This is a genomic window from Streptomyces sp. NPDC002773 (assembly GCF_040295605.1).
Lineage (GTDB): Bacteria > Actinomycetota > Actinomycetes > Streptomycetales > Streptomycetaceae > Streptomyces.
This window is the reverse complement of the sequence record NZ_JBEOVO010000003.1, coordinates 16,087-35,810: the sequence shown is the minus strand read 5'-3', so window position 1 is coordinate 35,810 and position 19,724 is coordinate 16,087. Positions and strand designations below refer to the sequence as shown.

19 protein-coding genes are annotated in these 19,724 nt (G+C 71.1%); 7 read left to right on the top strand and 12 right to left on the bottom strand.

Features of this window, described 5'->3' with window-relative positions:
* Window positions 1–18 precede the first annotated feature (18 nt).
* Window positions 19–354, bottom strand: coding sequence for a DUF5955 family protein (locus tag ABT034_RS05365; RefSeq protein ID WP_351211471.1), 336 nt, complete (start codon window positions 352–354; stop codon window positions 19–21).
* 197 nt (window positions 355–551) lie between these two features.
* On the opposite strand from ABT034_RS05365, the gene ABT034_RS05360 reads away from it, so the two are divergent.
* The 3 genes from ABT034_RS05360 (at window position 552) to ABT034_RS05350 (ending at window position 4,428) form a co-directional block, all read left to right on the top strand.
* The gene (locus ABT034_RS05360) at window positions 552–1,166 is read left to right on the top strand and encodes a nucleotidyltransferase family protein (protein WP_351211469.1); all 615 of its coding nucleotides are present in this window, start codon (window positions 552–554) and stop codon (window positions 1,164–1,166) included.
* A gap of 259 nt (window positions 1,167–1,425) precedes the next feature.
* On the top strand, window positions 1,426–3,048 hold the full coding sequence (gene aceB / locus ABT034_RS05355) for a malate synthase A (RefSeq protein WP_351211467.1): 1,623 nt from the start codon (window positions 1,426–1,428) through the stop codon (window positions 3,046–3,048).
* A 234-nt stretch (window positions 3,049–3,282) separates the two neighbouring features.
* Entirely contained in the window at window positions 3,283–4,428 is a 1,146-nt protein-coding gene (locus ABT034_RS05350; protein WP_351211465.1) for a GDSL-type esterase/lipase family protein, read from the top strand.
* A gap of 12 nt (window positions 4,429–4,440) precedes the next feature.
* On the opposite strand, the gene ABT034_RS05345 is transcribed toward ABT034_RS05350, so the two are convergent.
* Window positions 4,441–6,279: a hypothetical protein gene (locus ABT034_RS05345; RefSeq protein ID WP_351211464.1), complete on the bottom strand. Its 1,839-nt coding sequence runs from the start codon at window positions 6,277–6,279 to the stop codon at window positions 4,441–4,443.
* 62 nt (window positions 6,280–6,341) lie between these two features.
* Window positions 6,342–7,301, bottom strand: a complete 960-nt coding sequence (locus ABT034_RS05340) for a fibronectin type III domain-containing protein (protein WP_351211463.1) — start codon at window positions 7,299–7,301, stop codon at window positions 6,342–6,344.
* A gap of 142 nt (window positions 7,302–7,443) precedes the next feature.
* Here ABT034_RS05340 and ABT034_RS05335 point away from each other — a divergent pair, with 142 nt between their 5' ends.
* A complete protein-coding gene (locus tag ABT034_RS05335) occupies window positions 7,444–8,070 on the top strand; it encodes a hypothetical protein (protein ID WP_351211461.1) in 627 nt (208 codons plus the stop codon).
* 4 nt (window positions 8,071–8,074) lie between these two features.
* Here the strand turns inward: ABT034_RS05335 and ABT034_RS05330 are convergent, their stop codons facing one another.
* The 9 genes from ABT034_RS05330 to ABT034_RS05290 form a co-directional block, all read right to left on the bottom strand.
* Window positions 8,075–8,722 (bottom strand): aspartate/glutamate racemase family protein, encoded by a 648-nt coding sequence (locus tag ABT034_RS05330; protein WP_351211459.1) that lies wholly within the window; start codon window positions 8,720–8,722, stop codon window positions 8,075–8,077.
* Window positions 8,723–8,781: 59 nt separating this feature from the next.
* Window positions 8,782–10,131, bottom strand: coding sequence for a nucleobase:cation symporter-2 family protein (locus ABT034_RS05325; protein ID WP_351212047.1), 1,350 nt, complete (start codon window positions 10,129–10,131; stop codon window positions 8,782–8,784).
* A 444-nt stretch (window positions 10,132–10,575) separates the two neighbouring features.
* Window positions 10,576–11,961, bottom strand: coding sequence for an 8-oxoguanine deaminase (locus ABT034_RS05320; protein WP_351211457.1), 1,386 nt, complete (start codon window positions 11,959–11,961; stop codon window positions 10,576–10,578).
* A gap of 48 nt (window positions 11,962–12,009) precedes the next feature.
* On the bottom strand, window positions 12,010–13,428 hold the full coding sequence (locus ABT034_RS05315; RefSeq protein ID WP_351211455.1) for a nucleobase:cation symporter-2 family protein: 1,419 nt from the start codon (window positions 13,426–13,428) through the stop codon (window positions 12,010–12,012).
* Window positions 13,429–13,494: 66 nt separating this feature from the next.
* Window positions 13,495–14,418 carry a factor-independent urate hydroxylase gene (gene pucL, locus ABT034_RS05310; protein WP_351211453.1) on the bottom strand — a complete coding sequence of 308 codons (924 nt, stop codon included), beginning with the start codon at window positions 14,416–14,418 and terminating at the stop codon, window positions 13,495–13,497.
* Window positions 14,419–14,423: 5 nt separating this feature from the next.
* Window positions 14,424–14,828 (bottom strand): hydroxyisourate hydrolase, encoded by a 405-nt coding sequence (uraH, locus tag ABT034_RS05305; RefSeq protein WP_351211451.1) that lies wholly within the window; start codon window positions 14,826–14,828, stop codon window positions 14,424–14,426.
* A complete protein-coding gene (uraD, locus tag ABT034_RS05300) occupies window positions 14,825–15,349 on the bottom strand; it encodes a 2-oxo-4-hydroxy-4-carboxy-5-ureidoimidazoline decarboxylase (protein ID WP_351211449.1) in 525 nt (174 codons plus the stop codon). The genes uraH and uraD overlap by 4 nt, the downstream gene beginning before the upstream one ends.
* A gap of 155 nt (window positions 15,350–15,504) precedes the next feature.
* Window positions 15,505–15,843, bottom strand: a complete 339-nt coding sequence (locus ABT034_RS05295) for a helix-turn-helix domain-containing protein (RefSeq protein WP_351212045.1) — start codon at window positions 15,841–15,843, stop codon at window positions 15,505–15,507.
* 44 nt (window positions 15,844–15,887) lie between these two features.
* Window positions 15,888–16,139 (bottom strand): YkoF family thiamine-binding protein, encoded by a 252-nt coding sequence (locus ABT034_RS05290; protein ID WP_351212043.1) that lies wholly within the window; start codon window positions 16,137–16,139, stop codon window positions 15,888–15,890.
* Window positions 16,140–16,280: 141 nt separating this feature from the next.
* On the opposite strand from ABT034_RS05290, the gene ABT034_RS05285 reads away from it, so the two are divergent.
* From ABT034_RS05285 to ABT034_RS05275, 3 genes are all read left to right on the top strand, one after another.
* Window positions 16,281–17,132: a TIM barrel protein gene (locus ABT034_RS05285; RefSeq protein WP_351211447.1), complete on the top strand. Its 852-nt coding sequence runs from the start codon at window positions 16,281–16,283 to the stop codon at window positions 17,130–17,132.
* 49 nt (window positions 17,133–17,181) lie between these two features.
* Window positions 17,182–18,072 carry a 2-hydroxy-3-oxopropionate reductase gene (locus tag ABT034_RS05280; protein WP_351211445.1) on the top strand — a complete coding sequence of 297 codons (891 nt, stop codon included), beginning with the start codon at window positions 17,182–17,184 and terminating at the stop codon, window positions 18,070–18,072.
* Between the two features lie 190 nt (window positions 18,073–18,262).
* Window positions 18,263–19,720, top strand: coding sequence for a catalase (locus tag ABT034_RS05275; RefSeq protein WP_351211443.1), 1,458 nt, complete (start codon window positions 18,263–18,265; stop codon window positions 19,718–19,720).
* Window positions 19,721–19,724 lie beyond the last annotated feature (4 nt).

Here is a 19,724-nt window from a genome sequence, read left to right as displayed (position 1 = left end):
ATAGGTCCGGGGCCCCGATCAGGCGCTGGGTCCGGGCTCCTGGGCGGCGGGCGGGGGCCCGAAGAGTTCGACGGCGCGCCGGACGCCCGCGAGGCCTTCCGCGAGCGCGCTGACGGAGCCGACTGAGCCCGCGACGAGCAGCAGGGAGCGGCGCAGCCGCGGCACCTCGGGGGCGCCGCTGAGTGCCATCGCGTCCAGGGCGGCGAGCTCGTCCTCGGCGATGCCCCGGTCGGCGAACTCGACGCGGTGGGCGGCGAGTTCACGCCTGAGCCGGGACACGGCGGACCGCAGTTCGGCCACCCTGGGGTCCACGCCCTCGCCGGTCACTCGCCTCTGCCCCACGCTTCGCAACATGGTTCTCCCCCTCGCACGACACTGTGCGCAGAACGCCGTACCCCGAACACACCCCACGACTCCGAGCGCACCGGCCGACGAAGGCCGGGCGCCGCGAGTCGCGGGCCAGTTAACTCCTTCGCCACCCCGGCGCGCCACCCTTGGCGGTCGGAATTCAGGCGACCGTGTCATTCCGCCTGATGCGGTATGCACTCCCCATGACAACTACGCATGACCGACCTCCCGTCGTCGCCGGCCTCCTCCTCGCCGCCGGGGGTGGACGGCGGCTCGGGGGGCGGCCGAAGGCGCTTCTTTCGCATCGGGGGCGGCCGCTGGTCGAGTACGCGGTGGGGGTGCTGCGCGGGGCCGGGTGCGAGGTGGTGCACGTGGTGCTCGGGGCGTCGGCCGAGGTCGTACGGGAGCGGGCGGAGCTGCCCGGGTGTGTGCTGGTGGACAACCCGGAGTGGGCGGAGGGGATGGGTTCCTCGCTGCGGGCCGGGCTCGCCTCGCTCGCGGCCGATCCGCGCGGGGTGGACGGGGCGCTCGTCCTCCTGGTCGACCAGCCGGGGATCGGGGCGGAGGCGGTGGCTCGGGTCCTGGGGGCGTACGGCTCGCGGGACACGCTGGCGGCCGCCTCGTACGACGGGGAGCGCGGCCATCCGGTGCTGTTCGGCGCCGGGCACTGGGCGGGTATCGCCGAGGCGGCGGTGGGTGACCGGGGTGCGCGGGACTATCTGGCGGCGCACCGGGATGCGATCACCCCGGTGGACTGTTCGGATGTGGCCGAGCCCTATGACATCGACACGGAGGCGGACCTGGCGCACCTTGAGTGAGGGTGGCGCGGGCGGGGCATGAGCGGGGCGTGTACGGCCTGGCACCGAGCGCCATGTTCTGTCGATCCGGAGAATCTCGACATCAACAAACCATTGAACTTCCACCATGAGGAAACTAGTATCCACTGTTCAGAAGCGCCTGCTCGTACAGAAGGCGCTTGCGGCCGTATCTCGGCGCCTGCGGCACTCCGTGCCGTCCCGCGACGCCCGGCGGCCGTCTGGCACCGCCCGTGAAGTCCGCTGAAGGAAGTGACAGTTCATGTCCGCACCAGCGCCGTCCCCCCTGGCCGTCGTCGATGCCGAGCCCCTGCCGCGTCAGGAAGAGGTGCTCACCGAGGCCGCCCTGGCCTTCGTCGCCGAACTGCACCGGCGGTTCACCCCGCGCCGGGACGAGCTCCTCGCCCGCCGGGCGGAGCGCCGCGCCGAGATCGCCCGTACGTCCACCCTGGACTTCCTGCCGGAGACGGCGGCGATCCGCGCCGACGACTCCTGGAGGGTCGCGCCGGCCCCGGCGGCCCTGAACGACCGCCGTGTCGAGATCACCGGCCCGACCGACCGCAAGATGACGATCAACGCCCTCAACTCCGGCGCGAAGGTCTGGCTCGCCGACTTCGAGGACGCCTCGGCGCCGACCTGGGAGAACGTCGTCCTGGGCCAGGTCAACCTGATCGACGCGTACACCCGGAAGATCGACTTCACCGACGCGCGCTCGGGCAAGTCGTACGCCCTCAAGCCCGCCGACCAGCTCGCCACGGTCGTCATGCGGCCGCGCGGCTGGCACCTGGAGGAGCGTCACCTCACCTTCGACGGACGTCCGGTGCCGGGCGCGCTCGTCGACTTCGGGCTGTACTTCTTCCACAACGCCCAGCGGCTCATCGACCTCGGCAAGGGCCCGTACTTCTACCTGCCGAAGACGGAGTCGCACCTGGAGGCCCGCCTCTGGAACGAGATCTTCGTCTTCGCCCAGGAGTACGTCGGCATCCCGCGGGGCACGGTCCGCGCCACGGTCCTCATCGAGACCATCACGGCCGCGTACGAGATGGAGGAGATCCTCTACGAACTCCGCGAGCACGCCGCCGGGTTGAACGCGGGCCGCTGGGACTACCTCTTCTCCATCGTCAAGAACTTCCGTGACGGTGGAGCCAAGTTCGTCCTCCCGGACCGCAACGCGGTCACGATGACGGCCCCGTTCATGCGCGCGTACACCGAACTCCTCGTGCGCACCTGCCACAAGCGCGGCGCGCACGCGATCGGCGGCATGGCGGCGTTCATCCCGTCCCGCAGGGACGCCGAGGTCAACAAGGTCGCCTTCGAGAAGGTCAAGGCCGACAAGGACCGTGAGGCCGGCGACGGCTTCGACGGCTCCTGGGTCGCCCACCCCGACCTGGTGCCGATCGCGATGGCCTCCTTCGACGCCGTCCTCGGCGAGAAGCCGAACCAGAAGGACCGCCTCCGCGAGGACGTCTCCGTCGCGGCCGGCGACCTGATCGCCATCGACTCGCTGGACGCCAAGCCCACGTACGCCGGTCTGGTGAGCGCCGTGCAGGTCGGCACCCGCTACATCGAGGCGTGGCTGCGCGGCCTGGGCGCCGTCGCGATCTTCAACCTGATGGAGGACGCGGCCACCGCCGAGATCTCGCGCTCGCAGATCTGGCAGTGGATCAACGCCGGTGTCGTGTTCGAGAACGGCGAGACGGCCACTCCGGAGCTGGCCCGCAAGGTCGCCGCCGAGGAGCTGGCCGCGATCCGCGCCGAGATCGGCGAGGAGGCCTTCGCGGCCGGAAAGTGGCAGGAGGCCCATGACCTGCTGCTTCACGTCTCCCTCGACGCGGACTACGCGGACTTCCTGACGCTGCCCGCGTACGAACAGCTGGTCGGCTGACCGCACAGCGGCCGAACAGCTACTCGACACTTCACACAGGGCTCTGCCCCCGGTGCTCGCACAGGCACCGGGGGCAGAGCCCTGCCGCATGCCCTGATGTCCCACAGGTGCCGTGACGGAACCGAGATATGCAGCTACCTAGCGGTAACAAGCCGCGCCGTGCGAGATTCCGCCATGCCACCGGCCGGCGGCTGCTCTCCCCCACACGTCACTGCGTACCGCAGGAGCACAGCCATGCCTTCGACCCCCCACCGTGCGCTGCGCGCACTCCTGGCACTGTGTACCGCCGCCGGGCTCGCCTCCGTCGCCGCCCCCACAGCCACCGCCTCCCCCGGCACCGGGCCCACCGCCGTCGTCGCCATGGGCGACAGCTACATCTCCGGCGAGGCCGGCCGCTGGTTCGGCAACAGCCTCACCAACTCCGGCAGCCGCAACGGCACCGACCGCGCCTGGACGGGCAGCGGCTACGACCCCTCCCGGGTGTACGGGACCACCGCCGGCGGCTGCCACCGCTCGGACACCGCCGAGGTGCTCAGCGCCGGACCGATCGCGAGCTCCCTGATCAACCTGGCCTGCTCCGGAGCGACCACGGAGAACGTCTTCCGCGCCTCGCAGGGCGGTCAGGCCTACAAGGGCGAGGCCCCGCAGGCCGACCGCCTCGCGGCCGTCGCCGCCTCGCACGACGTGAAGCTGATCGCGCTCTCCGTCGGCGGCAACGACCTCGGCTTCGCCGACATCATCACCACCTGCGCGACCGACTACATCGTCTGGTACTCGTACTGCCACGACGACCAGCAGGCCGAGGTGGACGCCCGGATCGACGGTGTGATGGCGGACGTCGGCCGTTCCGTCGACGAGATCAGGGCCGTGATGACCAGCGCGGGGTACTCCTCGTCGGACTACCGGATCGTCCTCCAGTCGTACCCCTCCCCCATCCCCCGCGCCGCCGACAACCGGTACGGCGAGAGCGGCTGGGCCCGTACGAACACCGGCGGCTGCCCCTTCTGGAACGCCGACTCCGACTGGGCCCGCGACTCCCTCGTCCCGCAGCTCGCGAACCGGCTCAAGGGCGTCGCGGCGGCTAAGGGCGTGCAGTTCATGGACCTGCGGGACGCGCTCCAGGGACGTGAGGTCTGCGCGAAGGCGAGCCGCCAGGTGACCTCGACCGCGCCCGCGTCGGGGACGACGAGCGAGTGGGCGCGGTGGATCGACAGCCAGAGCACCCAGGGCCTCGTCCAGGAGTCCATGCACCCCAACGCCTACGGCCAGCAGGCCCTCGGCCGCTGTCTGGCCCTGATCCACGCCCGGCCGACCGGCAACCACAGCTGCCGCAACACGGCCGGATCGGGGCCTGCGGGGATGTACCTCACGGCGGGGTGACCGCGGGGCCCGTCACGCGTTGAGACCGAGCGGGCCGAGGACCCGCTCCGTCTCGTGGTGGTCCGCCTCCCTCATCGCCCGCACCAGCGCGGCGGACCCGCCCGGCCAGGCGGCGGCCGCCGTGTCGAAGGCGGTACGGCGGGCTTCCAGGGGGCCCTTCTTCGCGGGCAGCGCGTCGAGGACGTAGAGCGCCCGCGCCGAGGTGCTCACCTGGACCAGGTCGGACGGTTCGCCCCGCAGACGCAGGGCCTGGTGGGCGTACGCGCCGATCACCGGATCACGGAGGGCGCCGCGCAGGGCCTCGGGCGGGGCGGTGGTGGTGTCCAGGGCGGCGAACAGGCCGCGTACGGCTGCCGCGTCGGAGGCTCCGGCGTGCACGGTACCGAGGGCGGTGAGCAGCTGGGACCAGGCGGTGGCGGTGTCCCCGCGCGCGTGGAGCCAGTCGGCGAGCACGCGCGTGGCGACGCCGCCGGGCCAGCCCGCGGCGGCGGCGACCAGCTCCGGCGCCGCCCATCCCCTGGCGTCGGCGGCGCGGGGCGCGGCGATCCCGCGCACCCCGAGCAGGTACCGCACGGCGCCCGCGCCGCGCGGGGTGAGCCCGAAGGCGTCGCCGGCGCGGAAGACCAGGCCGGTGGCGGCGAGCCGGTCGAGGACGGCGGCCAGTTCGCGGGCCGGCCCTTCGAGCCCGGCCCGGTCGGCCTCGGTCAGCCCGGCCGTGCCGAGGAGCCGGACGAGTTCGGGGAGGGGCGGAAGCACGTACGCGTCGGACGCCGCGGCCGGTACGGGCGCGGCGTACGCGTCGGACGCCTCGGCCGGTACGCGCGCGTGTGCGGGCACGGCTACGGGTACGTCCTCCAGGTCCGGATCGACGGACCAGTCCTCGTACTCGGCGGCCTTGCGGGCGACGGACTCGGGCGAGCAGCCGCGCCGGTAGACCACGTACAGGAGGTGGGGAGCCTCTCCGCCGTACGGCTCGAACTCCTCTTCCGCCAGCTCCTCGACTGCGGTGATGAGGGTGTCCGCGTCCTCCTCGACGGGCCCCGCTTCGATCGCGGGCGGCGGGGGTACGGGGGCGGCGGCGTCGCCGTAGTGGTCGAGGTGCTCGTCGAGGAGGGCGTCGGCGAGGACCAGGTGCGGGAAGGCGTCGGGTCCCGGTGCGAACCGCGCGTAGGGTCCGGCGAGCTGTTCGGCGAGCCCCGCGGCGGTCCACCGGTCCTGGAGCGCGGCGGCCACGCGTCCGATGCCGGTCGCGACGGCGTGGTCGGTGAGCAGCGGCCCGGCGACGGGCGGCTCCTCGGCGTCCCGGACGTACGCGCGCGTGAGGGCCTCGGCGAGGAGGACGTCCGCGAGGGCCGTACGCCCCATGAGATCGGCCCGGTGGACCCCGTCGGGGAGCGGCGCCCCTTCGAGGGCGTCGAGTCGGCGCCGTACGTCCTCGGGGTCGGTGAGGTCGGCGCCGCAGGTCCGCAGCAGGGAGGCGTACCAGCGGTGCCAGGTCAGGTTCCCCGGGTCGTTCATGGCCCGCTCGAAGTCGGGTCCGGCCTCGCCCACGACGGCGGCGACCCGCTCGCGCAGCTCCCCGTCGAACCGTCCGGCGAGCTCACCGAGGACGGTCGGGTAGACCTCCAGCTCCCCTGGTGGGGCGTACACGAAAATGGGCAGGTCCTCGACGAGCAGCTGCCGGACGAGCGCGGGCGTCGGCTCGGGCACCCCGCTCCCCCGGTCGGCTCCCCGGAGGGCGAGCAGGCCCAGGACCGCCTCGGCGGCACGGACGAAGACAGGATCGCGGCGCTCGGGCGCTCCGTCGAGGAAGCTGTCGAGCCCGGTGTTGGTCAGAACGGTCTCGGCCACGCTTCCCAGGGTAGTTCGGCGGGGACGAATCGGGCGTATGACGCGGGGCGGGGGTTGCTCCGTCAGCGCACCACCACCGTCCGGGGTGCCGAGAAGTCGCCCCAGGTGCCGTCGGGGAGTTGGGCGCGGAGGGTGACGGTGTAGCGGGTGCCCGGGGGGTCCTGGACCGGGAAGGTGTAGGTGGCGCGGTCGGGGGGCGGGGTGGTGCCCCAGATGATGGTGGTGGCGAAGCGGCCGTCGAGGTGGAGTTCGTGGTGGGTCACCGGGGCGCCGGTGACCGGTGGGGTCCAGGTGACGGTGATCTCGCCCTTGGTCGAGGTCGCGGTGAGGCGGGTGGGGGCGGTGTTCGGGGGTGCGCCGGGGGACGGGGCCGTGGTGAGCTCGGCGGGGGCGCTGTCCGGGGAGGAGTTCTCGGCGGCGTCGCGGGCGCGGAGGGTGAACGCGTAGGCGGTGCCGGGGCGCAGGCCGGTGACGCGGGTACTGGTGGCGGTGCCCGGCACGGTGTGGATGCGGGTGTCGGCCTGGTAGACGTCGTACGCGGTGACCCGGGTGTCGTCCCTGGCCGGGGTCCAGCGGAGGGTGGCGGCGCGGCTGCCGTCGGGCGTGGCGCGGAGGGCGGCGGGGGTGGTCGGGGATGTGCGGTCCTCGGCTGCGGCGCGGAGTGTGGTGGCGGTGACGGTGGCGCTGGGGGGTGAGACGTTGCCGGCGGCGTCGCGGGCGCGGACCGTGAAGCGGTGGGGGGTGGCGGGAGTGAGTCCGACGACGTCGGTCATCAGGGTGGTGGCGGGGAGGTCCTTGATCCTGCGGCCTTCGCTGAAGACCGTGTAGCCGGTGACGGCCCGGTCGTCGGTGGCCGCGCTCCACATGACGTGGACGGTACTCGCGCTGCCGGCGGTGGCGGTGACTCCAGTGGGGGTGGTGGGGGCGCGGGTGTCCTTGGGCTCGGGGGCGGCGGAGCACCCTGCGAGGGTGAGGGCAAGCGCGAGTGGCGCCAACAGGCCTGTGGCGAACGGGCGTTGCACGGGCAGCCCTCCGTCCGAAGCGAACCACCGAAAAGGTCCAGACCTATATCGCACAGCCGGGCCGTCCGCGGCAAGAGGGGCGTTGTCAGTGGCGTGCGCTTCACTGAGAACATCACTCTCCGTAGTCGATTCTGGGGGAATCATGACGGACCGTACGACCTATGTGACCTTCGCCGGGGTACGCCGCCGAGGCTGGACCGACTCGATGGTGCGGGACCTGCTCGGCACGCCCGACGTGCAGGGCCGGGATCCGCGCCGCTGGTCACTCGCGCCCCTGCGGCTCTACCTCCTGGCCCGGGTCGAGACCGTGGAGCGGACACCCGAGTTCGCCGAGACCTCGGCGCTCTGCCCCGGCCGTTCGTCGGCCGCGGCGGCGTACGCCGAGCGGCGACGGGGCGCCGTTCTCGCCGCTATCCGCGCGGAACCGATCGAGGTGCCCCGGCTCCCCGGGCCCGAACTGGAGCGGCGGGCCGTCCGCCACCGGCAGCTCCTCGGGGCGCGGCGGCCGGGCGGATCCGGGGGCGGGCCCGCCGGGAAGCCGCCAGCCGGCGGGTCCGCCGGAGTGCCGGCCGGGGCTCTGGTGCGGTGGCAGGTCACGTATCTGAGGCATGTCCTGTCGCGGTACGAGATGCTGCTCGACGGCCTGTACGGGGAGACCGGGCGGGGCGAGGCCGAGCGGCTCCTCCGACGGCGCCTGTACGAGGCGATCGCAGCCGCGTACCCGGCGCTGGCCGACGAGTGCCGCCGCCGGACGGTGGTGGAGCGGTGAACCGTCACCCGGACAGCAGGCGCACGATCGCGCGGCAGGCCGCCGGGATCGGGGACACGATCCTGACCGCGCAGCGGGAGCGGAGTTCCTCCGCCGCCTCGCCCAGTGGGCCGCCGCCGATGACCACCGCCCGTGCGCCGTCCCGTTCCACGCAGGCCAGGACCGCCCGCTCCAGGCGGTCGAGGAGCAGGGCCGGGTCGGCGGAGAGGTGTTCGGGGTCTCCCGTGGTGAGGCGGAGGCCGGTGTACCGGTCGGCGAGGCCGAGGGCCGTGACGTGTCCGGTGATGGCGGCGGCCAGGAGCGGTGTCGTGGTGGCGATGCCGAAGGGCGTGCCGTCGGCGGCGGCCTCCCTCAGGGCCGCCTCACCGATGCCCACGACAGGGACGTCCACCGCCGCGCGCAGGGCCGCCACGCCCGGGTCGCCGAAGGCTCCGACGAGGAGCGCCGCGCAGCCGCCGGCGGAGGCGGCCTCCAGGCCCGCGGCGAGGACCTCGGGGGCGGCGGCGCGCAGGGCGGCCGGGTCGGTGAGCATGCCTGGGCCCCGGGCCGCGGTGACGCCCCGGACGGGGAGGGCGTGGCCCAGGGCGCGCCGGGCGATGGCGGTCATCATCGCGGTCGTGTCGGTGGAGGTGTTGGGGTTGACGAGCACCACAGCCCCGGGCCCCGCGGCGTGCGCGGGGACCGGGGCGGGCGGTGGGGCGACGGGCGGGTTCAGTGGACGTGCGCCGCCTTGGCCGTGTGGCTGCCGGAGATGTCCTCGCCCGGCTCCATCGGCGCGGTCACCTCGTCGTCGTCCCGGCGCCGGCCCAGGTGGTTGAAGACCACGTTGAGCAGGACCGCCGCGACGCAGCCGGTCGAGATGCCGGAGTCCAGGATGATCTTCGCGGTCTCCGGGAAGGCGTGGTAGAACTCCGGCGCCGTGATCGGGATGATGCCGACGGCCAGTGAGACGGCCACGATCAGCACGTTGTTGTCCTTCTCCAGACCGGCCTTGACCAGGGTCTGGATACCGCTGGCGGCGACCGAACCGAAGAGGACGACGCCCGCGCCGCCGAGGACCGGCCGGGGGACGACCGAGATGAGCGAGGCGGCGACCGGCGAGAGGCCCATCAGGACCAGGAACCCGCCACCGCAGGCGACGACGAAGCGGCTGCGGATCCGGGTCATCGCGACCAGGCCGATGTTCTGCGCGAAGGCGCTGCACATGAAGCCGTTGAAGAGCGGGCTGATCGCGGAGCCGAGGGTGTCGGCGCGCAGTCCGGCCGCGATGGTCTTCTCGTCGGCCGGCCGGTCGACGATCTCGCCGAGCGCCAGCATGTCGGCGGTCGACTCGGTCATGGAGACCAGCATGACCACGCACATGGAGATGATCGCGGCGAGGGCGAACTGGGGGCCGCCGAAGTGGAAGGGGGTCGGGAAGCCGACGATGTCCGCCTCGGTCACCGGGGAGAAGTCGGTGACGCCGAACGGGATGGCGATGACGGTGCCGATGACGAGGCCCACGAGGACGGCGATCTGCTTGAGGAAGCCGCGAGTGAAGCGGCGGAGCAGCAGGACGACGACGAGCGTGATGCCGGCCAGGGAGAGGAAGGTGGTCGAACCGTAGTCCGCGGCCTTGGGGTTGGGCCCCTGGGCCCAGCCGAACGCGACCGGGAGGAGGGAGACACCTATGAGGGTGATCACGGTGCCGGTGACGACCGGCGGGAAGAACCGCACGAGGCGGGAGAACCAGGGGGCGGCGAGGAAGCCGAGGAGTCCGGCGACGATGATCGCGCCGAAGATCACGGGGAGCGCGTCGGCCTTGTCGTCGGTGGTGTCGACGATGGCGAGCATCGGGGCGACTCCGGCGAAGGTGACGCCGTTGACGAACGGCAGCCGGGCGCCGATCTTCCAGATGCCGAGCGTCTGGAGGAAGGTGGCGAGACCGGCGGTGAAGAGGCTGGCGCCGGTCAGGAAGGTGAGTTCGGTGCCGGAGAGGCCGACAGCCGCTCCGACGATCAGGGGCGGGGCGACGACGCCCGCGTACATGGCGGCCACGTGTTGGAGGCCGCTGGTGAGCATCTTCACTGGGGGCAGCGTCTCGTCGACCGGATGCGTCTCTCGGTCTTCGGGGGCGGAGCCTGCGTCTTGTGCATTGCGAACCTGGGGCTTGGCGGCCACGGCGGTTCCTCCGGTCGGTTACACGTCGGCGGCGACGCGGGGTTCAGGGAGGTGGTGCGATGCGGTGCGGGGTGCAGGAGGTGCGGCTCGTTGCGGGGTGGTGCGTAAACGGGGCGGTGCGGGGTGGTGCGTAACGGGGCGGTGCGGGGTCGTGCGGTGCGCGCGTGGGGAGGCTGCGGCGCGGGGACGGGGTGCCCGGTGGGGGTGCGGGCGGTGATCACCGTCCCGGGAGGCGCCGTACGTCTTCTGCGTACGGCACCTCCCGGTCGGGCTGCCGCGGACCCCGCTCGGGTCCGCGGCGACCGACCGAGGGCCGTCCCCCTCGGTCGGACTCCATGGGGTGGGTCAGCCCTGGGCCGCGATGCGGGCCAGGCGCTGCGCCTCCGCGCGTGCGTCGCGCGCGATCTGCTCCTCGTCGGCGAACAGCAGTCGGTTGTTCTCGACGATCTGCTTGCCGTTGACGAAGGAGGCGGTCACCGGGGCGGCCGCGCCGAAGACGACGGCGGTCACCGGGTCGGCGATCGACGAGTGGCCGAGGCCGTCGATCTTCCAGAGGACGAAGTCGGCGAGCTTGCCGGCTTCGAGGGAGCCGATGTTGTCGGCGCGGCCGAGGACCTGCGCGCCGCCGTAGGTGCCGAGGCGCAGGGCCTGGCGGGCGTTGAGCGCGGCCTCGCGGTGGGCGCCGAGGCGGTTGATGAGGAGCGCGTTGCGCAGCTCGGTGTGGAGCTCGCCGGACTCGTTGGACGCGGTGCCGTCGACGCCGAGGCCGACGGGTACGCCCGCCTTCAGCATGTCGGGCACGCGGGCGATGCCGGCGGCGAGACGCGCGTTGGAGGAGGGGCAGTGCGCCACACCCGTACCGGTGCGGGCGAAGGCGGCGATGTCGGAGTCGTTCATGTGGACGCAGTGCGCCATCCACACGTCCTCACCGAGGAAGCCGGTGGACTCGAAGTAGTCCGTCGGGCCCATGCCGAAGAGCTCGTGGCAGAACTTCTCCTCCTCCACGGTCTCCGAGCCGTGGGTGTGCATGCGCACACCGAGCCGGCGGGCCAGCTCGGCACCCTGCTTGAGCAGCTGGGTGGAGATGGAGAACGGGGAGCAGGGTGCGACGGCGACCTGGGTCATCGCGTCGAAGGAGGCGTCGTGGAACTTCCGCACCGTCTCCTCGGTCGCGGCGAGCGCGCCCTCGGTGGTCTCGACGGCGAAGTCGGGCGGCAGGAAGCCGTCCTTCTCGCTCATGTCCATCGAACCGCGGGCGAGGGTGAAGCGGACGCCCATGTCGGAGGCGGCGCCGATGATGGCGCCGGACAGGTCGCCGGAGTTCTTCGGGTAGACGTAGTGGTGGTCCATCGCGGTGGTCACACCACCGCGGGCCATCATCGCCAGGGAGCCCTGGGCGGCGACGCGGACCATCGACTCGTCGATGCGCGACCAGGTCGGGTAGAGCGCGACCAGCCAGTTGAACAGGTTGTGGTCGGTCGCCAGACCCCGGGTGATCCACTGGTAGAAGTGGTGGTGGGTGTTGACGAGACCGGGCGTGATCAGGTGGCCGGAGGCGTCGATCCGCCGGACCACGTTCTCCAGGCCCGCGGGAGCCTGGCCGGCACCGATGGACTCGATCTTGTTGTCGGCGACGACGAGGTAGCCGGAGGCGTACTCGGTGTCGTTCGCGTCGACCGTCGCGATCGCCGCGTTCTCGATGACGATGCGGGCTGCCGAAGGTGCTGCCATGGCGGTGGTTCCTTCATTCCTCTGGGGTGGTGTGGGCACGGCAGGACCCTAGGAGGATTTGAGTGCCGGAGCCGTGTGACGGCTCCGGGTGCCGAGATGGTGGAAGAACAGATTGAGCAGGACGGCGACGAGCGCGCCCGCGCTGATGCCGGAGCCGAGCACCGTCTGCGCCCAGGCGGGGAAGCCGGCGTAGAAGGTGGGCGCGGCGAGCGGGATGATGCCCGCCCCGAGCGCTACGGCCACCAGGATGATGTTGGAGCTGTCGTCGAGTCCGGCTTCCGACAGGGTGCGGATGCCGCTGACCGCGATCGAGCCGAAGAGGACGATTCCGGCGCCGCCGAGGACGGGCATCGGGACCATGGAGACGACCGCGCCGAGGACGGGGAAGGCGCCGAGGACGAGCAGGGCGCCGCCGGCGACGGCGACCACGTACCGGGAGCGCACCCTGGTCAGCGAGACGACGCCGACGTTCTGGGCGAAGGCCGAGGTCGGGAAGCCGCCGAAGACGGGGCCGATCAGGGTGGCGATGCCGTCGGTGCGCAGACCGCGGGTGATGGTCCGGCCGTCGCTGCGCCGTTCGCAGATCTCGCCGAGGGCGAGCATTCCGGCGCTGGACTCGGTCATCAGGACGAGCATGACGATGCAGAGGGAGAGGATCGCCGCGGGCTGGAACTCGGGGGTGCCGAAGGCGAAGGGTGCGGGCAGCGCCGCCACGGGCGCCTCGCGCAGGGCGGTGAAGTCGGCCATCCCGAAGGGGATCGCGGCGAGGGTGCCGATGAAGAGGCCGAGCAGCAGGGCGATCTGTTTGACGAAGCCCTTGCCGAAGCGCTGGAAGAGCAGGATGACGACGAGGGTGAAGCCGGCGAGGGCCAGGTACCTCATGGCGCCGAAGTCGGCGGCGGTCTTGTCGCCGCCCTGCGCCCAGCTGACGGGCACGGGCATCAGGGTGACCCCGATGAGGGTGATCACGACGCCGGTGACGAGCGGCGGGAAGAAGCGCAGGAGCTTGCCGAAGAAGGGTCCGACGGCGAGGCAGAACACTCCGGCGACCATCACCGCGCCGTAGATGGCGGGGAGTTGGTGTCCGGGGGCGCTGGTCTCGGCGATGGCGAGCATCGGCGCGATTCCGGCGGAGGAGGCAGCGTTGACGAACGGGAGCCGGTTGCCGGCGAAGCGTCCGGCGCCGAGGGTCTGCAGGATGGTCGCGCAGCCGGCGATGAGCAGGCTCGCCGCGATGAGCCGGGTCATTCCGGCGGCGTCCAGGCCGACGGCCTGGCCGATGATGAGCGGAGGGGTGACGACGCCTGCGTACATGGCGGCGATGTGCTGGAGTGCCGCGGGGACGAGCCGCGAGGCGGGGAGCTTCTCGTCCACCGGGTGGCACTCGGTCGGGGCCGGGCCAAGGGTGGACGGAGGGGTGGAACACGGGCCTTCGGCGGTTGCCGGCCCCTTTGCGGGCTGTGCCATGGGAATCCCTCCGGTGCGGCCCCCGCCCGACTGCGGGCGGGCGGGGGCCAATCACTCAGATGCCGCTTAGAGGTTGGTCATGTCGACCGGGATCTGCGCCGTGGCTCCGTCGCGGAGGACGGTGGCCTCGATGAGGCCGTACATGCGGTCGGCGGCGTAGTAGACCTCGTTGTCGTTCTTCAGGCCGAAGGGCTCGAGGTCGACGAGGAAGTGGTGCTTGTTCGGGAGCGAGAAGCGGACTTCGTCGATCTCCGAGCGGTGGTTGATGATCCGCGAGGCCATCTGGTACAGCGTCTGCTGGAGGGAGAGCGAGTAGGTCTCCGCGAAGGCCTGGAGCATGTGCTTCCGGGTCTCGGCGTACGACCGCTCCCAGTTGGGCATGCGCTGCTCGTCGTCGGTCCAGTTGAACCGCCACCGGCCGGACACCTGCGTGGCCAGGATGCGGTCGTACGCCTCCTGGAGCGTCGTGTACTTGTCCTTGATGTAACCCCAGAACTCCGAGTTGGTGGAGTTCATGACGACGAGGTCCTTGAGGCCGGAGATGACCTCCCAGTTCTTGCCGTCGTAGGTGATCTGGGTGACGCGGGTCTCCTGGCCCTTGCGGACGAAGGAGTGGTTGACGTCGTCGGAGCCTATGAACTTGGAGTTGGCCTCGGACGTGGCGATCCGGTCCCAGGCGTACTCCTCGATCTGGATGCGCGCCCGGTGGATCGGCTCCTGGCTCGTCACGAAGTGGCGGGCGAGGTGGATGCCGAACTGCTCGGCGGACTCGATGCCGTACTCCTTGGCGAACGCGAAGACGGTGTTCTTCGTCGTGTCGGTGGGGAGGCAGTGGGCGTTGGATCCGGAGAGGTGCACGTCGTCGAGGTCGCCGGAGAGGGCGACGGAGACGTTCAGGTCCTTGATGTGGTGGGTGTCGCCGTCCCGCGTGATCTTGACGACGCGGTTCTCTGCTTTGCCGTACTGGTTCTGGCCGAGAATCGTGGGCATGTCTGCTAGCTCCCTCGGTATACGGAGTAGCCGAACGGGTTGAGCAGCAGCGGTACGTGGTAGTGCTCGCCCGGGGTGACGGCGAACGTGATCGCCACCTCCGGGAAGAACGCACCGCTGTCCCTTACGCGGGGGGCGTCCTGCTGCGCCTCGGCTTGGTTCTTGGAACTGGACTTGTTCGAGAAGTAGGTCTCGACCTCGAAGTCGAGACGTACGTGGGTGGTTCCCTCCGGCAGGGCCGGCAGGTCCTTGCAGCGGCCGTCCGCGTCGGTGGCCGAACCCCCGAGCGCGACCCACTCCGCGTCGGAGCCGCTGCGGGCCGCGAGCGTGATGGCGACGCCCTCGGCGGGGCGGCCGACGCTGGTGTCCAGGATGTGGGTGGACACCGAGGCGGTGGTGTCGGTGCTCATGCGGAGCTCTCTTCCTCGGAGGTCTCTACGAGACGGGTCAGCCGGATGCGGTTGATCTTGCCCAGTTCGGTGCGGACGATCTCCCGCTCCTCGTCGGGCGAGTTTCCGATCCGCTGCCGGAGCGCGTCGCGCATCTGCTCGCCGGTCAGACCGGTGGCGCAGATGAGGAAGACGTGTCCGAACGTGTCCTGGTAGGCCAGGTTGAGTTCGAGCATCTCGGCCTTGAGCTCCGTGGAGGCGCCGGCCATCCCGCTCTGTTCGCGGGAGGAGGTCGGGTCCCCTGCCTTCGGACGACCGATCGGCGGGTGCCCCGCCATCGCCTCGGCCAGGTCCTCGGCGGTCAGCTCGGCCATGGCGGCGTCACTGGCGAGGAAGAGAGCTTCGGCGGTGGTGTACGGGCGCTGGGCGAGGATCTTGCTCCCCCACGCCGAACTGGAACACACCTCGTGGAGCGTGGCGACGGCCTCGCTGTCCGCCGAGGTGTTGAACCGGGTGAGGCCCGGTGTCGTACCTGAAGTCACGGGAAGCCTCCGTGGCTGTTTTTCGCTGTGCGTCGGACGGGCTGCGGATAGCTAACGCCCTCCGCAACACAACGTCAACACTTTGTTGAAAACTCGGCCACGCAAAAGCCGTCGTCCCGACATCTGGACGACGGCTTGTGGCCACACATGATCAACTACTCGGCCTTGGGGGCCTTTTCCCTGCTCAGGGCGGTCTCCCTGTTGAGGTAGTTGTACACGGTGAAGCGGCTGACACCCAGTGCCCCCGCCACTGTCTCCACCCCATGGCGTACCGAGAAGGCCCCGCGCGCCTCAAGCAGCCGGACGGCCTCCTGCTTGGATTTCCGGTCGAGCTCGGCCAGCGGCATCCCGTGCCGCCGCTCCATCGCCGCCAGGATGTGGTCGAGGGAGTCGGACAGCTGGGGCAGCCGTACGGCGAGCACGTCCTCCCCCTCCCAGGACAGGACGACGTCGTCGGCCTCCGCGTGCGCGGGGACCAGCACCTCGGCGCCCATGGCGTCGACCAGGGGCCTCACCGCCGCGACCAAGGGGTGTTCGCTCACTTCTCACCCTCCCCGATGACGTTGACCTGGAGCGAGACGCGGGTGGCGCCGGCCGCGAGCGACGAGCGCAGCAGCTCGTCGACGGCGGTGAGCACCGCGTCGGCGCCGCCTTCCGCCGTGTTGCCGAAGGGACCGACGTCCACCGCGTCCAGCTCGGCCGACTGGATGACCTCACGGGCCACGACCGCGTGCGCCGGCGCCTCGTCGAGGTCGAACGGCTCGGTCGTGAACTCCACTCTCAAACGCACCATGGGCCCACGCTACGGCCCCGCTCGCCCCGACGGGAGCCCCGGACCTGCGGGGACCTCTTGACAAGCGCGCCGCCCGCCTTGCAACATTCCGTCAGACAGAAACTTACTTCCGCGATACGGAAGGAGCGCCTACCCCTCATGACCCGCTTCTCAGCAGACGCAGCCATGGACCAGCGCTTCGATGTGAACCTGTCGATCCTCTTCACGGAACTCCCGCTCCTGGAGCGCCCCGCGGCCGCCGCCGCGGCGGGCTTCACCGCGGTCGAGCTGTGGTGGCCCTGGATCGACACCGCCACCCCCGAGCAGAGCGAGCTCGACGCCCTCAAGAAGGCTCTTGAGGACGCCGGCACCCAGCTGGTGGGCCTGAACTTCTACGCCGGGCAGCTGCCCGGCCCGGACCGCGGAGCCCTCTCCGTGCCCGGTGACGAGTCGGACCGCTTCCGCGCCAACATCGACGTGGCGGCCGACTTCGCCGCCTCGGTCGGCTGCAAGGCGCTCAACGCGCTCTACGGCAACCGCGTCGACGGCGTCGACCCGCAGATCCAGGACACCCTCGCGCTCGAGAACCTGGTCCTGGCCGCCCGCGCGGCGGACCGGATCGGCGCGATCCTGCTGGTCGAGACCCTCAACAAGCCGGAGTCGCCGCTCTACCCCCTGGTGAGCGCCCCCTCCGCGATCGAGGTCGTCGACAAGGTCAACGCGGCCACCGGACTCGGCAACGCCAAGTTCCTCCTCGACATCTACCACCTGTCGATGAACGGCGAGGACGTCAGCCAGGTCATCGCGGAGTACGCCGCCAAGACCGGCCACGTCCAGATCGCGGACAACCCGGGCCGTGGCGCTCCGGGCACCGGCGACCTGCCGCTGGAGCAGCTGCTCGGCGAGCTGAAGAAGGCCGGCTACGACGGCTGGATCGGCCTGGAGTACAAGGCGGCCGACGCCGCCGCGTCCTTCGAGTGGCTCCCGGCCGAGGCCCGCCCGGCCCGCTGACCGGCCGACCCCCTCCCCGTACCACCAGTTTTCGAGAGGCACCCTCACCATGAGCAATCTCCCCAAGGTCGCGTGGATCGGCCTCGGCATCATGGGCTCGCCCATGTCCGAGAACCTCCTGAAGGCCGGCTACCAGGTCACCGGCTTCACCCTTGAGCAGGACAAGCTGGACCGGCTCACGAAGGCCGGCGGCACCGCCGCCGCGTCGATCGCCGAGGCCGTGAAGGACGCCGACGTCATCATCACGATGGTGCCCGCCTCCCCGCAGGTCGAGGCCATCTCCTACGGCCCCGAGGGCATCCTGGAGAACGCGCAGCAGGGCGCGCTGATCGTCGACATGTCGTCGATCACCCCCCAGACCTCGGTCGACCTGGCGAAGAACGCGGCCGAGAAGGGCATCCGCGTCATCGACGCGCCCGTCTCCGGCGGCGAGGCCGGCGCCATCGAGGCCGTCCTGTCGATCATGGTCGGTGGCGAGCAGGCCGACTTCGACGAGGCCCTCCCCATCCTGGAGACCCTCGGCAAGACCATCGTGCTCTGCGGGCCGCACGGCTCCGGCCAGACGGTGAAGGCCGCCAACCAGCTGATCGTCGCGGTCAACATCCAGGCGTGCGCCGAGGCCGTGGTCTTCCTGGAGAAGTCCGGCGTGAACCTCCAGGCCGCCCTGGACGTCCTCAACGGCGGTCTGGCCGGCTCCACGGTCCTGACCCGCAAGAAGGACAACTTCCTGAACCGCGACTTCAAGCCCGGTTTCCGGATCGACCTGCACCACAAGGACATGGGCATCGTCACCGACGCCGCCCGCAACGTCGGTGCGGCCCTCCCGGTCGGCGCGGTCGTCGCCCAGCTCGTGGCCTCGCTGCGCGCTCAGGGTGACGGCGGCCTGGACCACTCGGCCCTGCTGCGCGCCGTCGAGCGCCTCTCCGGCCAGCAGGTCTGATCCCTCGCCCCGGGTCACCCGGGGCCCCAGATTTCCGGTCGGCGGCGGCGCTGACAACTGTCCTGTCGCGCCCAGGCGCCGCCGCCGACCGGAACACCACACTTCATTTTCAACAAACTGTTGACGTTATGTTCGAGCCGAATTTACGCTCCTCGCACCGTCAAGCAGAGTTCCCGTACGGAAGGTCACGATGTCGAAGCGCGTGCTTACGACCGAGTCCGGCGCCCCCGTCGCCGACAACCAGAACTCCGCCACCGCCGGCGTCGGTGGCCCTCTCCTGCTCCAGGACCAGCACCTCCTGGAGAAGCTCGCGCGCTTCAACCGTGAGCGGATCCCGGAGCGTGTGGTGCACGCCCGCGGTTCCGGTGCGTACGGCTACTTCGAGGTGACCGACGACGTCACCGGCTTCACCAAGGCGAACTTCCTCGGCGAGGTCGGCAAGAAGACCGAGACGTTCATCCGCTTCTCCACCGTGGCCGACTCGCTCGGCGGCGCGGACGCGGTCCGCGACCCGCGCGGCTTCGCCCTGAAGTTCTACACCGAAGAGGGCAACTACGACCTCGTCGGCAACAACACCCCGGTGTTCTTCATCAAGGACCCGATCAAGTTCCCCGACTTCATCCACTCCCAGAAGCGCGACCCCTTCACGGGCAAGCAGGAGCCGGACAACGTCTGGGACTTCTGGGCGCACGCCCCCGAGGCCACCCACCAGATCACCTGGCTCATGGGTGACCGAGGCATCCCGGCGTCGTACCGCCACATGAACGGCTACGGCTCGCACACCTACCAGTGGACCAACGAGGCGGGCGAGGCCTTCTTCGTCAAGTACCACTTCAAGACGAACCAGGGCATCCGCAGCCTCTCCGCCGACCAGGCCGCCGAGCTCGTCGGCAAGGACGCCAACTCGCACCAGACGGACCTGCTCCAGGCGATCGAGCGCGGCGTCAACCCGTCCTGGACCCTGTACGTCCAGGTGATGCCGGCCGCCGAGGCCGTGGACTACCGCTTCAACCCGTTCGACCTCACCAAGGTGTGGCCGCACGCGGACTACCCGCTGCAGCGCGTGGGCCGTCTGGTCCTCGACCGCAACCCGGACAACGTCTTCGCCGAGGTCGAGCAGGCCGCGTTCTCCCCGAACAACTTCGTCCCGGGCATCGGTCCCTCGCCGGACAAGATGCTCCAGGGCCGTCTCTTCGCCTACGCCGACGCCCACCGCTACCGCCTCGGTGTCAACCACACCCTGCTGCCGGTCAACGCCCCCAAGGCGACCACGGCCCAGAACTACGGCCGCGACGGCGTCATGGCGCTGCGCAACGGCTCGCGTTACGACAAGAACTACGAGCCCAACTCGTACCAGGGCCCGGCCCAGACCGACGCGGCGCTCTCCGCCCCGCTCGCGATCCACGGCTGGACCGGCACCCACGAGGCGCCGCAGCACACCAAGGACGACGACTTCTTCCAGGCCGGTGAGCTCTACCGCCTGATGTCCGAGGACGAGAAGGGCCGTCTGATCGCCAACATCGCCGGCGGTCTGTCCCAGGTGTCCCGCGAGGACGTCATCGAGAAGAACCTCGCGCACTTCGCCGCCGCCGACGCGGAGTACGGCAAGCGCGTGGAAGAGGCCGTCCGCGCCCTGCGCGAGGACTGACCGA

Coding starts and splice junctions, on each gene's coding strand:
- ABT034_RS05365 (WP_351211471.1), bottom strand. CDS start 354: ATGTTGCGAAGCGTGGGGCAGAGGCGAGTGACCGGCGAGGGCGTGGAC.
- ABT034_RS05360 (WP_351211469.1), top strand. CDS start 552: ATGACAACTACGCATGACCGACCTCCCGTCGTCGCCGGCCTCCTCCTC.
- aceB (WP_351211467.1), top strand. CDS start 1,426: ATGTCCGCACCAGCGCCGTCCCCCCTGGCCGTCGTCGATGCCGAGCCC.
- ABT034_RS05350 (WP_351211465.1), top strand. CDS start 3,283: ATGCCTTCGACCCCCCACCGTGCGCTGCGCGCACTCCTGGCACTGTGT.
- ABT034_RS05335 (WP_351211461.1), top strand. CDS start 7,444: ATGACGGACCGTACGACCTATGTGACCTTCGCCGGGGTACGCCGCCGA.
- ABT034_RS05325 (WP_351212047.1), bottom strand. CDS start 10,131: ATGCTCACCAGCGGCCTCCAACACGTGGCCGCCATGTACGCGGGCGTC.
- ABT034_RS05320 (WP_351211457.1), bottom strand. CDS start 11,961: ATGGCAGCACCTTCGGCAGCCCGCATCGTCATCGAGAACGCGGCGATC.
- ABT034_RS05315 (WP_351211455.1), bottom strand. CDS start 13,428: ATGGCACAGCCCGCAAAGGGGCCGGCAACCGCCGAAGGCCCGTGTTCC.
- pucL (WP_351211453.1), bottom strand. CDS start 14,418: ATGCCCACGATTCTCGGCCAGAACCAGTACGGCAAAGCAGAGAACCGC.
- uraH (WP_351211451.1), bottom strand. CDS start 14,828: ATGAGCACCGACACCACCGCCTCGGTGTCCACCCACATCCTGGACACC.
- ABT034_RS05295 (WP_351212045.1), bottom strand. CDS start 15,843: ATGGGCGCCGAGGTGCTGGTCCCCGCGCACGCGGAGGCCGACGACGTC.
- ABT034_RS05285 (WP_351211447.1), top strand. CDS start 16,281: ATGACCCGCTTCTCAGCAGACGCAGCCATGGACCAGCGCTTCGATGTG.
- ABT034_RS05280 (WP_351211445.1), top strand. CDS start 17,182: ATGAGCAATCTCCCCAAGGTCGCGTGGATCGGCCTCGGCATCATGGGC.
- ABT034_RS05275 (WP_351211443.1), top strand. CDS start 18,263: ATGTCGAAGCGCGTGCTTACGACCGAGTCCGGCGCCCCCGTCGCCGAC.